10 protein-coding genes and 1 CRISPR repeat array are annotated in these 16919 nt (G+C 35.8%); of the genes, 4 read left to right on the forward strand and 6 right to left on the reverse strand.

The window, feature by feature from the left end; all coding sequences use genetic code 11:
• Positions 1–49: 49 nt before the first annotated feature.
• Positions 50–917: a CRISPR direct-repeat array (repeat unit 28 nt; unit sequence GTTCACTGCCGCACAGGCAGCTTAGAAA).
• Positions 918–1184: 267 nt separating this feature from the next.
• Entirely contained in the window at positions 1185–2057 is an 873-nt protein-coding gene (locus Q5N69_RS13140; protein WP_304369432.1) for a DMT family transporter, read from the forward strand.
• A 9-nt stretch (positions 2058–2066) separates the two neighbouring features.
• On the opposite strand, the gene Q5N69_RS13145 is transcribed toward Q5N69_RS13140, so the two are convergent.
• Complete coding sequence (locus Q5N69_RS13145) at positions 2067–2969, reverse strand: LysR family transcriptional regulator (RefSeq protein WP_304369434.1); 903 nt, start codon at positions 2967–2969, stop codon at positions 2067–2069.
• A gap of 693 nt (positions 2970–3662) precedes the next feature.
• Here Q5N69_RS13145 and Q5N69_RS13150 point away from each other — a divergent pair.
• Positions 3663–5588, forward strand: coding sequence for a GGDEF domain-containing protein (locus tag Q5N69_RS13150; RefSeq protein WP_304369435.1), 1926 nt, complete (start codon positions 3663–3665; stop codon positions 5586–5588).
• 119 nt (positions 5589–5707) lie between these two features.
• Here the strand turns inward: Q5N69_RS13150 and Q5N69_RS13155 are convergent, their stop codons facing one another.
• The 5 genes from Q5N69_RS13155 to manD form a co-directional block, all read right to left on the reverse strand.
• Positions 5708–7108 carry an MATE family efflux transporter gene (locus tag Q5N69_RS13155; protein WP_304369436.1) on the reverse strand — a complete coding sequence of 467 codons (1401 nt, stop codon included), beginning with the start codon at positions 7106–7108 and terminating at the stop codon, positions 5708–5710.
• Positions 7109–7259: 151 nt separating this feature from the next.
• Positions 7260–8060, reverse strand: coding sequence for a hypothetical protein (locus Q5N69_RS13160; protein WP_304369492.1), 801 nt, complete (start codon positions 8058–8060; stop codon positions 7260–7262).
• 169 nt (positions 8061–8229) lie between these two features.
• Complete coding sequence (locus Q5N69_RS13165) at positions 8230–9975, reverse strand: transporter (RefSeq protein WP_304369437.1); 1746 nt, start codon at positions 9973–9975, stop codon at positions 8230–8232.
• A gap of 10 nt (positions 9976–9985) precedes the next feature.
• Entirely contained in the window at positions 9986–11125 is a 1140-nt protein-coding gene (locus Q5N69_RS13170) for a Gfo/Idh/MocA family protein (protein WP_304369438.1), read from the reverse strand.
• A gap of 37 nt (positions 11126–11162) precedes the next feature.
• Positions 11163–12380 (reverse strand): D-mannonate dehydratase ManD, encoded by a 1218-nt coding sequence (manD, locus tag Q5N69_RS13175; RefSeq protein ID WP_304369439.1) that lies wholly within the window; start codon positions 12378–12380, stop codon positions 11163–11165.
• Between the two features lie 136 nt (positions 12381–12516).
• On the opposite strand from manD, the gene Q5N69_RS13180 reads away from it, so the two are divergent.
• The gene (locus Q5N69_RS13180) at positions 12517–13524 is read left to right on the forward strand and encodes a LacI family DNA-binding transcriptional regulator (RefSeq protein WP_304369440.1); all 1008 of its coding nucleotides are present in this window, start codon (positions 12517–12519) and stop codon (positions 13522–13524) included.
• Positions 13525–13995: 471 nt separating this feature from the next.
• On the forward strand, positions 13996–16848 hold the full coding sequence (locus Q5N69_RS13185) for a TonB-dependent receptor (RefSeq protein WP_304369441.1): 2853 nt from the start codon (positions 13996–13998) through the stop codon (positions 16846–16848).
• Positions 16849–16919: the final 71 nt, after the last annotated feature.

Consider the following 16919-nt stretch of genomic DNA (forward strand, 5'->3'; position numbering starts at 1 on the left):
CACAGGCAGCTTAGAAAATATCTCTACATGTAAAGTAGTCATATAAATTGTTCACTGCCGCACAGGCAGCTTAGAAAAGTATCTACAATGTTGGCGCGGCGATAATGGAGTTCACTGCCGCACAGGCAGCTTAGAAAATATCTCTACATGTAAAGTAGTCATATAAATTGTTCACTGCCGCACAGGCAGCTTAGAAAGTTACAGGTACTTATTTGGCTATTACAGGTTCGTTCACTGCCGCACAGGCAGCTTAGAAATTTGTTAAAGCTTATTTGCTTAATGGTGGCAAGTTCACTGCCGCACAGGCAGCTTAGAAATAAAGGCTCATTACAGCATATACATAGCTCGTGTTCACTGCCGCACAGGCAGCTTAGAAAATCTAAAAGTTAAGCGACCGAAGCCGCTGGTTGTTCACTGCCGCACAGGCAGCTTAGAAAGCACGCCTTCAGTACGGTGCAAGGCGCAGACAGTTCACTGCCGCACAGGCAGCTTAGAAAAACAGGCTCTAAAATATATGTTGTTGCATCATGTTCACTGCCGCACAGGCAGCTTAGAAAAACCAACACTTCAGCACTATGCAAAACATAATGTTCACTGCCGCACAGGCAGCTTAGAAAATTGAGAAACAACAACGTTAATGCCTAATTTAGTTCACTGCCGCACAGGCAGCTTAGAAATAACGAATATGTTCCGTCGTTCAACTCTTTCCGTTCACTGCCGCACAGGCAGCTTAGAAATGCTTGGTCATCTCAGTACGGGGCTGGTGTAGGTTCACTGCCGCACAGGCAGCTTAGAAAGTAAAAGCGTCAACGGGTCAAGACGTAATGCAGTTCACTGCCGCACAGGCAGCTTAGAAATTGAAATATCGGGATCTGAATATCTCTGATCAGTTCACTGCCGCACAGGCAGCTTAGAAAACTTATAAATACCATTTATGAAATGTATTATGCCATTTTCGCTTATATATAATATCTAAAAAGTAGATATACTTACGCTTGTAATTTCACATGAAGTTTCTCAACGGTTATTAAAACCATAAAACTCATTTAATCATTTATTTCTTAATTGGATGTATTTATCAGTTTTAATTCATTAACTATCTTAATTACTTTCCTTTATGGTTTTATGATTACAATCTCAGGTAAGTGATAATTCGCTCTAATTTTTAAAGGTATCAATTTATTATGTGGATAATTTTTGCATTATTCGCCACAGTATTTTTCGGTGTACGAGGGATATTGTATCAATGGACATCGCAGAAAAGAGTTAATCGTAACTTATTATTATTCGGTGTTTTTTTTGTAGGCTTCATGGTCAGTGTATCAGGTGTGATCTTGTTTGATCATCAATGGTATGAATGGCGTGATATTGTAGTTGGTTTAGCTTTGGGTTTTGGTTCTTTTGCTGCCAATGCTTTTTTGCATAAAGGCTTTTCAATAGGGAAAGCTTCTCTAATTAGTATTTTGTCAGGATTAACTCCTTTATTTGTGCTGATATTTGCTTTTCTCTTATGGCAAGAAACTTTAACAATGCTTCAGTTAGTTGGCTTTTTTATTATCTTTGGCGGTCTTTATATTATCCGTTATTCCAATGATATTTCATTAACCAATTTACAGGGTGCTCAATGGGGCTTGCTTGCGGCATTATTCTTTTCGTTTAATGATTTATTAAGTAAACAATCAACGCTTCTAGAGGCTGACACATTTGCAACGTTAACATCGATGTTTGGTTTTGGTAGTTTTCTTTTTGCTATGAGTTGGTTAGCAAAGGGAAACTCCAGTGTAGACGATGAAAACGATGTTCGACCTAAATGGTCTGGGGTAAAAACCTTTTCTTGTGGTTTAATGATTGGGTTAACTAACGTTGCTGGTATGGTTGCGATAATTTCTGCGTTTGCTATTGGCAACACCGGATTGGTTTCTGCTATTTCTGGAATGAACATTTTAATTATTCTGTTGTACTCTCGTATTATTTTAAAAGAGTCTTTTACGCGCCAAGAACTTTTAGGATTAACGACTGCTTTTGTTGGTGTTATTGTGCTGAGGTTGAGTTATTAACAGAGCAATTTATACGTTATTTAATTTTGAGAAGTGTTGTAGCGTATATTCTATGAGTAATCTTACTCGATAAGGAATTTGCTTTCGATCGCGATAAAGCATAGAAAAGGGCTGAGTTTCACTTTGCCAGTCAGGGAGAATACGTGTTAGTTTTCCTGAATCTATTAGCGGTAATGCTATGTAATCAGGCATGTAACTAATACCAATGCCTGATTCAACTGCATCTTTCATCATTTGAATTTCATCTACTTGTAATCGAATTTGGTGATTCGGCTGAAACTGAAACTCTTCACTTGTTATCTGATTTTTCAACTTCCATGGGACTAAACCAACGCAAGTTACTTTAGGTTGGTCTTCTAATTGTTCAGGATGAGTAATGCAATGATAAGCTTGGCTTGGGTGTCCGCATAACACATTTTTTGTAAGTTTAAGTTCTCTAATAACCCATTTATCAATGGCAGGATCTCTCACTCGAAAGGCAATGTCGATACCTTGTTTTTCAACATCTATTAAGTCATTCGAGAAGCGTAAATCTAGTTGAATTTCTGGGTATTGCTGCAAAAAATCACAAAATATACTACTTAAGAAGTGTTTACCCATGTAAATGGGGGCAGAAATTCTTATTTTTCCTTTTGGCTGATCTATCTCTTCAGAAAGTTCTTGTTCTATACAATCAACTTCCTCAAATAGTTTACGATAGCGCTCGTAATATAACTCTCCGGTATGGGTTAATGTAACACGGTGAGCATCTCGATTAAGTAAGGTTAATTGTAAGGTTTGCTCTAATAAACGTATTCTTCGACTCAAAGTGGATAAAGACATATTGAGACTTTCGGATGCTTTTTTAAAGCTACCAAGTTTCACTATGGCGCAAAAATAACGTAAATCGTCGAGGGAGTAATTAGCTGCCATTAGAGTCGCTTAGTTTATCCAATGTTAATTGTTGTTCGGTGAATTTTAATGATAACAGTGGGCTGTGCAAATTTCATTAGTCGTATAGTGTTGCCTTTCAATAAAATATTTAAATAACCCACACCCGGTTCAAGATGTTTTTAATTTATTGAAATTATTACTATTAACATAACCACTTATACTCTAGTTTGATAACTTTTCTTTCTTCGAGGTAAATTTAACGGTGAATTAAGGAAAACAACTGCTAGATAAAAATCTATGAAACGAGCTCAGTTGAAATGAATAACAAAATAAGGCTGACTTTTAAATCGTGCTTTGGCAATTAAGTTACTCTATTAAATAAGGACTTAGGCTGTATAAGGAGATAAACCTATTATCTCTACATTCGTTAAGGTGAATATCAAACTATACTCAAGTTATGTCATAAGAATTATGTGTTTTTTGATAAGTAGTTATTTAGTTTACATACATATAAATTGAAATCATTTTGTTATCTTTTTGGTTGTTTAATAAACAAATTAAGGGCTGTTTAGCATTTATCTAGTTAAAAACAATAGACTTTATTAAATTTTTAACTAATATGACCAGTGGCGGTTTAAACAGCAAAATAGGTATTGATGTTTTGAGTTGGTTTATATTTAATGGATGAATTGTCAGAATGTTTCACTTTGTTTTTTTAGGGGGAAGATGTAGTTGTTTATAGTTAAAAAAACATTAGCTTATTTATGTTTGCCTTTTAAACTGAGTACATTTTATGTTTTGCTGTTTTTGATTTTTTCATTTAGTAGTAACGCTAAACAAAATATCGCGATGCTTAATGCATTTGAAGAGCCATACCAAACTTATTATTTATCTTTAACTTCAGCTCCAACTAAAACATTGGCTCAACTTGAAGGTATGTCTATTCCAGACAACGCTTCTAATATCCAAAAAGCTCAATATTATGGTGTATTAAGTCAGGCATATTACACTCTTATATATCCTCAAAAATCATTAGATTTTGTGCAGCTTGCCCTAACTTTGGTTAATGAAAGCGATCAACCTTGGCTTTATCATAATTTACGTTTGTTTGAATCTCTTGCTTTTGAACTTGCAGGTAAAATGACACAAGGGGTTGATGGGGTAAAAAATGCTTTGCAGTGGGCTGAAACTCATGATGCTACTTCTACTTATTTATTAGCGCTGTACACGCAATCTATTTATCACACCAGTTTAGAAGATTACCTTAGTGCTTTAAAGACTGCCCAAAAAGGATACTCTATAGCACCTATTCGGAACGAAGTTTATAAACGCGCTGATTTTGCTATATTGCTTGCGCAAATTTATGAAGCCAGAAAAGACTATATGTTAGCTATTCCTTATTATGAAGAAGCTGAAATAGATTTTCGTGCTAACAACCAGTTGAATACCTTAAGTTTAATATTATATGGCCTTGGCAGAGCTAATTATTCAGTGGGTAATATAGATTTAGGCAAAAAAGACTTAGAAGAATCCCTTGCTATATCTAAGGAGATTGATGATGTTCAAGGCGAAGCTTATACCTTGTTGCAGCTAGCAAATATCAATATTAAACAAGAAAACTTCACCCTCGCCAAAATGCAATTACTCAGCGCTAAAGATATATTTATCAAAGCAAATAATCGTAAAGTGAATATTATTACCGGAAGTTCATTAGCCACGGTTGCACTGCAACAACAAGATACTGAATTAGCAGAGTATTATATTCAAGAAGTTGAAAAAGAATTGGATAGGGTAGATATGCCAGATATTGCTCTTATCTTTGATGAAACACGTTCAACCTTATTGTACCAACAAGAAAAATATAAAGAATCTTATGAGTTACTTCAATCAGTTTATAACGATTATAAACGTCACCGTAACCAACAAAGTTCTGATCAATTACATCAGATGCGTGTTGACTATGATCTTAAGTCTCAAGAACTAGAGAATGATATTCTTACAGAACAAAATTTAAGACAGTTAAACGAGATTAAAGGGCAGAGAAGCAGAAATGTATTTTTGTTAGTTATAGCCATTTTAGCTGTGGCATTTGGTGTGTTGATGGTGATCTTAATATATCGCAGTATGGATCACCGCCGTAGTTTAGAAATTTTAGCAACAACAGATGAATTAACCGGGTTATATAACAGACGATATGTTTTAGCGCACTTGAAAAAACAAATATCTCAATCAGAGCGTTATAAAAGCGATTTATGTGTAGCTATGATCGATTTAGATTGGTTTAAACAAATTAATGATCGCTTTGGTCATTTAACTGGAGATAAAGTACTACGTTTATTTTCTAAATACTGTTTAAAAAACTTACGTTCTTCTGATGTTATCGGCCGAATTGGGGGGGAAGAGTTTTTAATTATTTTACCTCATACAAATAGTAGTGATGCATATGCTGTTATGGATAAAGTTCGTTCGAATATGGAGAATTTAACTAAAGAAATTAATATATCAGACTTAAAAGTCACTATTTCTATAGGCTTATGTAAATGGGTGGACGGTGATTTACCAGAAGACGTGATGCTGTTTGCTGATAAAGCTTTGTATCAAATTAAAGGTAGCGGACGAGATCAAGTGTTACTTTGGGATCGTGATAAAGAGTTATAAAAATGTCATTTCATATGTTCCCGTCGGATTATTCTTACTTTTATTAACATCTCTAGCTTCAACCAGTTTAAACAAAGTTTCAATATTCTGTTTTAGCTTGCATTAATATCCTTAACACTTTAATTGTGATGACGAATATCTTCTAATATTTTTGGTGTTTTCTTTAACATAAAATATAAAGGAATGGCTTTTAAGGCTTCTTCAAAAGGCAATAATGCAAAGGCCCAAAATATAGGAAGTTCAAGATATAAAATAAACACAGCACATAAAGGTAAAGTTATAAGCCATTGGGTAATAAAGTGGATTTTAAGTACATAAGCACTTTTACCAATGGCACGTAAACAATTACCCGAAACTGTGTTGTAAGTTCGGATTAAAGGCAAAGCTACATATAAAGGCATAATTGTCGCTAAGGCAATTAAAACATTTTGCTCTACTTTCGGATAAATATTATTAATACCTAAACTTAAGCAATAAAGGGCAAATGCAACAATACATGCGAGAATCCCCCCTAGTTTAATTGAATTATTAATAATAGGTTTTATGTGAGACAGCTTTGCCTGTCCAATGGCTTGCGTAATAGTAATAGCGTTAGCTTGTGCCCAAGCTACAATAAGTTGTGTGGCAATTCTAAGCCAAGGAAATACTAATGTTATTGCAACATAAGAGCTTAACGCTAACTGAGAGAAAAGTAGCTGATAAACGGTATTTCCTACCGACAATACGAGAAAGTTAGCTGCTATTGGAATTATCTCATTAAAATGTTTGATAACAGACTGAACATCAAACATATGCTTAATGTTCAATGACGTCCATAGGCTTTGAGAGCGAATATGTGAAAAGAGTAAGGTTAATCTTAAGCATATTGCCGATAAACTCCCGTAAGCTGCGCCAATTACACCAAAACCTTCAAATGTAAAACTGTTATCTAAAGCAAAGCCTGCTAAGTCAAAATCAGATATACCAAACACTAAAAAGTAACTAATAATTGCGTTAAAAGGTACTTCGATTAAATATATTTTGAAAGGTGTTTTTGTATTACCTTGACCGTTTAAAAATACCGTTATAATTTGTGTAATTGAATTGAAAAATAAGATGTATTGCGCAATGGTTAAATACTTATGTACATATTCCCCCATGACAACATCTGTTGTTAATACCGAAATTAAAGCATCGCTCCAAATGTTTATGCCAATAAAAAACAATAGAGTCGCGAATAGGTTGATGAATAAGCCAGAGTATACTGATTGAATTAAACCTTGGGTGTTATTGGCGCCAAACATTTTACCCACAATAAGCTGGGTGCCATTACCTAAGGCAAATTGTAATCCCATAAAAAAGGCAATAATGGTTGTTGCTATACCCATAGCAGCTAAAGCAACTTCGCCTAGAGGAGATACAATAAGTACGTCTATAATTAGCATGGCTTGCATTAACAAAGCGTTAAGGGCTAATGGCCATGCTAACGAGAAGTTTTTACGTAAGTAAAGTGCACTAATGTCTTTTGGGTTTGAGCTCATTAAGGGATCTTTATGGCTAGGTTGCTGTTATACCAAGCTGGCAATTATAAATTATTCAGCTTGGTATTATTTTTAGAGTATCACCTTAGACGTTAACCTGAGGTTTTAACTTTAAGCATTGCTATTAGATATTTATTATAACAAACGCCCTCTAATGGAGAACTTTTTTTACTGCTTCTTCAACCTTTGCATATTCTGTTGATTCAACAAAACCAATTGAAAATGTTTGTGGTGTATCAAGAAACTTTTCTTTATTGCTACGACCAAAACCAAACACTGTCATATAAGGGCGGCTCACATAATTATCAGGATATTCATCATCTTCATGATGCAGTAAATAAAGCATCCGCGATTGTTCTTTATCACCAAAAGCAATCCATTCAGGGGAGGGAAGATCACCTAAAAAGGGTTCATTAATCGGTTGTGGTGTTGGATTTTTTGAAGCAAACCAAAAGTCTGTTTTATCCATTTTACCACCTGGTACGCCTTCGTATTGTATCCAGTAGTGGTAACCCGCACTCACTTTGCTCATGGTAAAGTCTAGACGTTTAGGATAAAAATCCCATTGTCCTTGCCACTTACCATTACCTGAAGTGAAAGTAATGCGTACATGCTGTTTCGTTTCTATTTCAACAACAGAGGTAGAAACATCGGTACCTGCATTCATTGCATGGAAGTAGTTACCGTCTTGCTTGTGTATCGCATTAGGAAAACCTCTATATTCACCTTTCCATCCGCTGCCTTTTTCGTTAGTAAAACCGATCCAGTCAATACCATCTTTATCAATCATACTTGATAAGCCACCACCTTCTTTTTCAAGATGATAAGTGGCGTTGCTTGTAGTAATAATATAAGTAGAAACATTACCAGCCGATTGGTCGATACCATGACTTAATGAAACAAGTTCTTTTTGCGTTGCTATAGAACAACCAACACTTAATAAAATAAGCATAGATGTTGTTACCGCGGCTACTTTTTTATTCAATGTGTTTTTAAACATATATTCCCTATAAAAATTTCAACTTGTGAAGTGCAAGTGATGAAGTTCAGAATAATATGAAGTAAATGTTAAGTCTGAAACTGAGCTAAAGGCTTAGCACTCACTTCGTTATATTTATTACTTAAACTTTAGCTTTAGCACCTTTTTTCAGTAATATGCCAACCGTTAAGATAGATAATGAACATAATAAAAAGACTAATCTGCCCCACAGTTCATTTGGAATAAGCATCATTAAACTTACACCTACACCCATTAATATCACCATAGAGCCTAACTTCTCTCTTTGTTGGCGGTCATAGTCGTCTTGCTCGTCGTCAGCAATAACCGGAGTTACAATATCTTTAAAGAATAGTTCTGTTTCTTGTTTATGCTCGTCTTCCTCTTCTTTGTAAAAGAAGGTTGTTGAACAGAAGAAGCCAGCAGTTATTACTAAGTGTGCAGCTATAGTCATCATTAAATTCATATCGATTATTTCTCGACGAGTTAATGTGTCTAGCCCTAACCAACTGGCCAGTACTTCAGGTGTAAATACATACAACATAAACCATGAAATAGCTAAGCCTAAAGCAACTGTTACCCAAGGAGCCCATTTTGGTGTTTTCTTAATAAATAAACCAAAAATCAAAGGGATAAGTAAAGGGACTTGTATCATGGTAGATACCGACATCATTAGCTCAAACAAACTTAGTTCTTTTAACGATTTAAAGAACAAGGCAACAGCAATAACTAATAAACCACTGATAAAGCTAACTAAACGACTCACTTTTAGTAGGTGTTCATCATCAACTATTTTGCCTTTCTTTTTTAGCAACGGCTGATAAAGGCTACGAACAAAAATACCTGAGTTTTTATTAAGTGCAGAATCCATAGACGACATAGAAGCTGCAAATAATCCGGCTAATAACAAACCTACGGTGCCAACAGGCATTGCATTACGTGTAAAGACTAAATACACAGCGTCAGAGGCTTTATTGCCAAGTGCTGAATAGGCCGATGCTGCATCAGGATACAAAATGGCAGAAGCCCAAGGTGGTATAAACCAAATAATACTGCCTACGCCCATAAGTACCATGGCAAGGAGAGCTGCTTTTCTGGCGTTGTCAGAATCTTTAGCGTTTAGAAATCGGAAAGAATCGTTTAGGTTCATTATGGTGATGAGTTGTTTAGCCAAAAAGAAGACAAAGGTGCCGACTAGTAACAAACCATAATTCATATCTGGACCCATAACGAATCCGCCAGGGAAGTTAGTAATTAACTCTCCAGGACCACCTACCTTAACTAAGGCAACTACCGCACAAGCTATAGAAACTACAACCACAACTAAGGTTTGTACAAAGTCTGAAGCGACTACGCCCCAAGCACCAGAAAGCACAGAAACAAATAATACTGTGAGTCCTGTAAGTACAATAGTTAACCCAATATCGGCATCAAAAACAGCACTAGAAAACACACCAAGAGCATTTAACCAAACACCTGCATTGATGAAGCTAAATACAATAAGCGCCCATGAAAAGAACTGCTCATTTTGACGACCAAAGCGTCTTTTTATACCTTCTGTTGGAGTATCTACACGCATTTGACGAAAGCGATGCGAGAAATAAGCCCAACCACAAAAGTAAGCAAAGGTATTAGCAAAAAATACTAAGCTAATGGCAAAGCCATCAGTAAAGGCTTTACCTGCTGCGCCAGTGAAGGTCCATGCTGAAAACTGGGCCATGAAAGCTGTGGAGCCAACCATCCACCACAACATTCTTCCCCCACCGCGAAAATAATCGCTAGTGGAGTTTTTTGCCATGTTTTTAAAAGCAAACCCAATTCCAACAATAAGTAAGAAATACCCCGCAATAACTAAATAATCATAAAACATAGTATTACCTTTAATTTAGGTGAGTTACGTCTGTCCAATTATCGTTTTCACGAATTAAATCAATTACTTGTTGGTATTGACTACCTTCTTTAAAGGTTAAGTAAGGTTGAACTTCTTCACCTTTAATATCGTTAACTAATTCACGAATAAGGTAGCGCCAGTTTTGTTCTGTATCGCCTTCAACATCAGGTACACTAGCCACTATGTCAGTAGGCAATGGCACTTCTTGCCATTCTTTATTATCACCATAAAGGTATAGAGGACCGCTGCCATAATGCCCTTTAATATAGATAGCGCCTTTGCTGCCATAAAATACAATGTGATCTTCATTAAATCGAGGATGTAACCCACCATGTTTAAACATGACGGATACCGGCTTTTTAGCAAACTCACAATTAAGTTTCGCTAATACGGTGTATGACCATTCAACATTCGACTCGCCCCATTCTAAAGATGGATCGTCAAGATCTTCAGGGATAAAATCACGTCTATTTTTAAAGTTGTGAACGCCTTCAACAATCGGTGCTTTACCTAAATCGTCACGTACTTCTCCCATAAGTGACACTATTTCTTCACCAATAACAGAAGTAACAATCGATAATTTATGGGTAAAATTGTTATTTAAACGTCCGCCACCATCTTCTTTTCGGTGTGACCAACCAAAAGGAATGTCGCGCTCTAGATTGAAGTGAGAAATACATTCAACTTCTAAGGGCTCGCCAATAACACCTTCGGCAACGAGTTGTTTTGCGTGTCTGATGTGTGGCATATAGCGGAAGCTAGCAGCGAATGCTGTTTTAACATTTTTAGCTATGGCTAAGTCTTGAAGCTCTTTAGCTGTTTCGCCACTTTGAGTAAGAGGTTTATCACAAAATACATGGCAGCCAAATTCAATGGCTTGTTTGATTGGCTCAACGTGTGCACCGCCTGGTGTGGCGATTGATACTATATCTGGCTTACAATCTTTTAGAGCTTGTTGCCAATCTGTTCCTGCATAAGGAATATTTAAATCTTTAGCAACTTGTTGTACAACGCTTGCTGTTCTCCCCACAATACCTACAACTTCGGCTCCAGCATATCTAAACGATTCTGCATGACCTTGTCCGGCAAAACCTGTTCCGCAAATTAATACTTTTATGTTATTTGTCATTTTTATTCCTTGTAATATTTAAGGCTAAGTTATGTTTTTACCAATTCCACAAAGTTCCATCTTCTAAACGGCTTACTGGTAGGTAAGAACGTTTATATGGATATTTAAGTGCGGCTTCTTCATCAAACTCTATACCTAACCCCGGAGCTTCACTCATATAAGCCATGCCGTTTTCAACGGTAAAGTTATGTTTAAATATTTCTTTAGATTTATCATTGCCAAACCCAACAAACTCTTGAATACCAAAGTTTGGAGCCCAAATGTTTAAATGCATATGCGCAGCAAAACAAACAGGGGAGAGATCAGGAGCACCATGAGGAGCTATTTTTACATTGTAGATACTAGCGAAATCAGCAATACGTCTTAATGCTGTAATACCACCAGCGTGAGTTGCAGCGACTCGAATATAATCTATTAATTGATTTTGTATTAAGTCTTTACAGTCCCAAATGGTGTTGTATGTTTCGCCAATAGCCAGTGGGGTGGTTGTGTGTTGTCTAATAACTTTGTAGCTATCTTGATTTTCAGCGATGGAAGCATCTTCTAAAAAGAGTAAATTAAATTCTTCCATTAATTTACCTAATCTTGCTGATTCAATAGGCGTTAAACGGCTATGAACGTCGTGTAAAAACTCCACTTCGTTACCAAACCTTGCTCGTGCTTGTCGCATAAGGTCAACAATTGAATTGAAGTACTTTTGCGTAGACCATTCTTCTTCAGGCGGTAAAGGACGGTTGCCTTGTAATTCAAAATAATCTTTTTTGTCACCTAAAACACCGTAGGTAACTTTTAAGCCAGGAATAGCTGATTGTAATCTTACGGCTTTAAAACCTTGGTCAATATGTTCTTGCACTTTATCTAAGGTGTCGTTAATACTTTCACCATTAGCATGCGCGTACAAGGTAACGCCTCTACGGCTCTTTCCTCCTAGTAGTTGATAAACTGGTAAACCTGCTATTTTACCTTTTATGTCCCATAACGCCATATCAATTGCCGCAATAGATGCCATAGTGATAGGGCCTTTACGCCAATAAACGCCTTTGTATAAGTATTGCCAAATGTCTTCAATTTCATTTGGATCTCTACCAATCAAACAAGGTACAACGTGTTCTTCTAAATACGCTACAACTGCCATTTCACGACCATTTAGCGTAGCATCGCCGATCCCGTAAGTGCCTTCGTCAGTAATTACTTTTACGGTAACAAAGTTCCTTCCTGGACTGCATACAATGACTTTAATCTCTTTAATTTTCAACTTGCTGCCTCACTTTTAAAATAAAGAACACAAATATAGGTAAATCGTTTTAGTTGAATAACTTATCATAATGCTTCACTATGTCAACATCCTCACTTTTAATGATTATCTAACAATCTGAACATGGTAAATAAACGTGATAAAAATAAAAATAACTGATGTTGCACAACGTGCTGGCGTTTCAAAAAGTACAGTGTCTCAATACTTAAACGGTCGTTTTGAGTATATGTCTAAAGAGACAAAAAAGCGTGTAAAAGCAGCCGTTGATGATTTAAATTATATTCCGAACCCAATTGCAAGAAGCCTAAAAACTGATAAAACCAAAATGATTGGTGTGATTGTGCGAGATATAACCGGTTACGATACAAGCCGTTTTATTCGCGGCATACATGATTATTGTAAAAACAGCGAATACAACGCATTAATTTACAACACAGACTTCGATCCTGAAATTGAAGCTAAATCATTACATGCTTTAAATCAGTTAAGAGTTGAAGGTATGCTGATAGCCTCTTCAGGTAAAAACACTTCAATTATCACCGGCTTTATTGAAGCGGGTATGCAGATTGTTCAATTTCAGATTGAGCATGACGGTAATGAAAAAAATATTGTTATTTGTGACTACAGGCAAGCAGCATTCGAAGCAACAGAATACCTAATTAAACTTGGTCATAAAAGAATCGGTTTTGTTACTCAAGACTTTCAAGATATTAAATCACGAAGAGAACGTTATTTAGGCTACGTTGAAGCTCATGAGAAATACAACATTCCTCTTGATAAGCAGTTAACTAAATACTGGGACAGAGAAGCAGGCTTTGAAGACTCGTTTATGGATATTTTAGATCCTAGTGTTTTACCAACAGCATTCTTTACTCAACAATTAGATATTTCCACCGAGCTGTTAACTATTTTTAAAGATAAGAATATTTCAATCCCTGATGATGTTTCATTATTAGCTTTTGAAGAAATCCCTAATGCGGAGTTTTTCCAAGTACCTATTTCTGTGGTAAAACAAGAATCTCATAAATTAGGTTATGAAGCAGCAAAGTTACTTATAAGTAACATTAAAACTAAGAGTAAGGCGGCAAACCGAATTACTATCCCTTGTACTTTAGCGACAAGAGACTCGTGTATAAAAGTATAAAAGTATAAAAGTATAAAAGTATAAAAGTATAAATTAACCCGAGCTGAGGTTAAATTAATACGGATTTAGAAAATCAATTTCTGTTGGTTTTCTAAATCTTCCCCTAAGTAATAATTCCAATTTGTCATTATTCTTTTGATCTTAAATTCATAAAGTGTCATGTTTAGATAACCCGAACGCGGTTTAAGATGTTTTTAATCCATTGAAAAAATTACTAATAAAATTTAACGATGAAGCAAGTAAAAGTAGCGGTTAGAGAAAAATATATTAATCCGAGCTCAGGTTAGATAGATTAAATTACCAACCTATTAAATTTTTATTATCTTTTAATCAACATAGTTAACTTAATAATTTATAATAAAATTGATGATGTCGATTACCTATGTGTAACTAGCTTTACTTCATTATGTTTAGGAAATAATAAAATTATTTCTAAGTTAAAACAGCAGTTTAATTAATTTGCGGGATAGAATGAAATTAACATTTATAAATCAGCTTTTAAGAATGCGTTTACCTATGCAAAGCAGCGTAACCTTAATAGCACTGTTAAGTACTTCAACTTTTGCCGCAGATGAAATCAGCTTAGAAGATAAAGAGCGCATAATTGAAATAATTTCAGTAAGTGGTATTCGTCAAAGCTTACAAACGGGTATTGATCTTAAGCGAGCTGATTCTCGCATTATTGATGCCGTTGTTGCAGAAGATATAGGTAAATTACCTGATAATAATATTGCTGAAGCACTCCAACGTATTACCGGTGTATCAATCAACCGAGAATTTGGTGTAGGTTCAGAAGTGTCGATCAGAGGCCTTTCTCAAAACCGTGTTGAGCTAAATGGTCGTTCAACCATGGGTGATGGACGAAAGGGCGTTAACTTTCAAGATTTTCCATCCTACTTTTTATCTGAAGTAGAAGTCATTAAATCGCCAACTCCTGAAATGATAGAAGGTGCGTTAGGCGGAACCATTAATCTTAAAACTCAACAACCTCTCGAACTAAGAAAGTATTTTGGATTAATTTCTTTAAAAGGTGAATATACCGATAACTCTGAAAATGTAGGTCCTATTTTTCATGCAACTTTTGGTGATAAGTGGAAACTAGATGCTGGAGGTAATATTGGTATTTTGGGAAGTTTTACTTACCAAGATCGCGATTTAATTCAACATGAAACGCGTGTTGGTATGAACGCTGAAAGGTTAAACATTAACAACCCTAATGTAGACCCTAGTGCTATTTATACTGTGCCTGTTGATTTTACTTATTTTCCAAAAGTTGACCGCCGTGAACGCTCAGCGGGAAATATGATGTTTCAGTGGGAACCTGAATCTAAAAATGTTGAAATATATTTAGATGCAACATTTACCAAACGTGAAGGAAACAACCAAGGTTACTCACCAACAACCTTACTTCATTCTCCTTTCAGTAATGACGCTGAAAAAAATGCTGATTTTGCTATTGATGAAAATAACCAATTAAATAGCTACTACGATTCTGATTTGGTATTTGAAAACAGTACAACCTCATCGTTTAGAGCTACAGATTCATTAGGCTTTGCATTTGGTGGTCGTTGGATCATGACCAATAACATTGATATCGCGGGAGAAGTAAATTATGTTTCTTCAACATCTTCTGAGCCTTATTATGACATGCGCTTTTTTGCCATAGATCCTCTAGCAGAAGCAGCTAATCCATCTGCAACTAATTACCTGTTAAATGGCGCAACTTATTTCAGTGATAATGCTAATGCTCCATCAATACTACTTGATGACCTTGATACGTTTACCAACCGAGATTATTGGGCGCTGAGTAGTTATGACGTAAGAGACAATGCAATTGAAAATGAAGAAACGGCAACCCGATTTGATTTAACCTATTACGAACCTTTTTTAGAAATGGAAGAAGTTACCTCTTTAGATACAGGATTGCGTTTCACTTCTAGCCGATATAAGAAAACCCAAGATAGTCTTAAGCTTGCTAATTTACACTCATCGTTAACGCAAGATGGTGAAAGTGTATTAGTGACCATGAACGACTTTCCTGAAGCGAGTATTAAAGATTATAACTTTGACGCATTTCCGGGAAATAACCAACCCTTAGATTTATCTCGTTTTGCAATGTTTGATAACGCTATTCTTCAAAAGTCAGGTAAAGCCACAGCAATAATAAACAACTTGTTAGCAGGTACAAATATAGGTTCAGATAATGAACTGAGCTTTAACTACGATGAATATGCAGTTGTAGATGAAGAGACTTTAGCTGCTTACCTGCAATTTAATATAGACACTAAAATAGCGGGTTATCCCTTAAGATCAATTGTTGGTGGCCGTTACGTTTACACAAACCTGAGTGTTGAAGCTTACGAGACAGACGAAGAAGGCAATAATGTTTTAGTTCGTACGGAAAAAGATTATAGCGATTTTTTACCTAGCGTTAATATAACCTTAGAACTGAGTAAACAAACCTTAGTGAGATTTGCCGCAGCTAATGTAATGCGCAGAGCTGAATTTTTAGAGCTAAGTCCTTCTCATGTTGTAAGTGTAGATAGCACAACAGCGTCGCGTGGTAATCCTAATTTAAACCCTTATAGAGCAACCCAGCTTGATGTTTCTGTAGAGCAATATTGGGGCAAAGGTAATATGTTATCAGGGGCTATTTTTTATAAAGACGTTAAATCTTTTTTAAAAACCGAAGAAGAATGTTGGGATAACCCCGACTATGTAGCGCTATCAAACGAAGTAAACCGTGCAGATTTGTGTTATTTAGACGGTCGAATAGAAGAGCCAACAGCAACATCTAATTTAGCTGAACTTGGGCTTACAACAACTTATGAAAGTAATGGCGAAAGCGGTAAAGTACAAGGTATTGAATTAGGTTATCAGCAAATGCTCAAATATGGTTTAGGTACGTCACTTAATTATACCTACGCCCATAGTGAAGACCCAAACAATATACCCTTGTTAGATATTTCGAAAGATACTGTTAATGCCGCTATTTTCTATGAAAAAAATGGGATTAGTACACGTTTTGCCTATACCTACAGAAGTAGATTTTTAGAAGACGATAATGAATATCGGCTACAACGAGTTAGCCAACTAGACACTCTTAATGGAGAAAATGATTTAAGTGCTAGACAATCGTTCAGAGAACCTATTAAACAACTTGATTGGTCTGCTTCATACGATTTTAGCGAAGGTGTTCGTTTACAAATGGACATTGTAAATCTATTAAAAGAGCCTACACGAGATTCAACATATCTAGGTTCTGTTTATCAAGTACGTCAGGCAGATCGCCGATTCTCAATTGGTGTACGTTATATGTATTAATGACTTTATTTTTATAAATAAAGTCTGTTCTTTCCGCTCTTTAACTAAAACCCTCATACCTTTGGGGATAT

Origin of the sequence: Pseudocolwellia sp. AS88 (assembly GCF_030551755.1) — a bacterium.
Taxonomy (GTDB): Bacteria; Pseudomonadota; Gammaproteobacteria; order Enterobacterales; family Alteromonadaceae; genus Pseudocolwellia.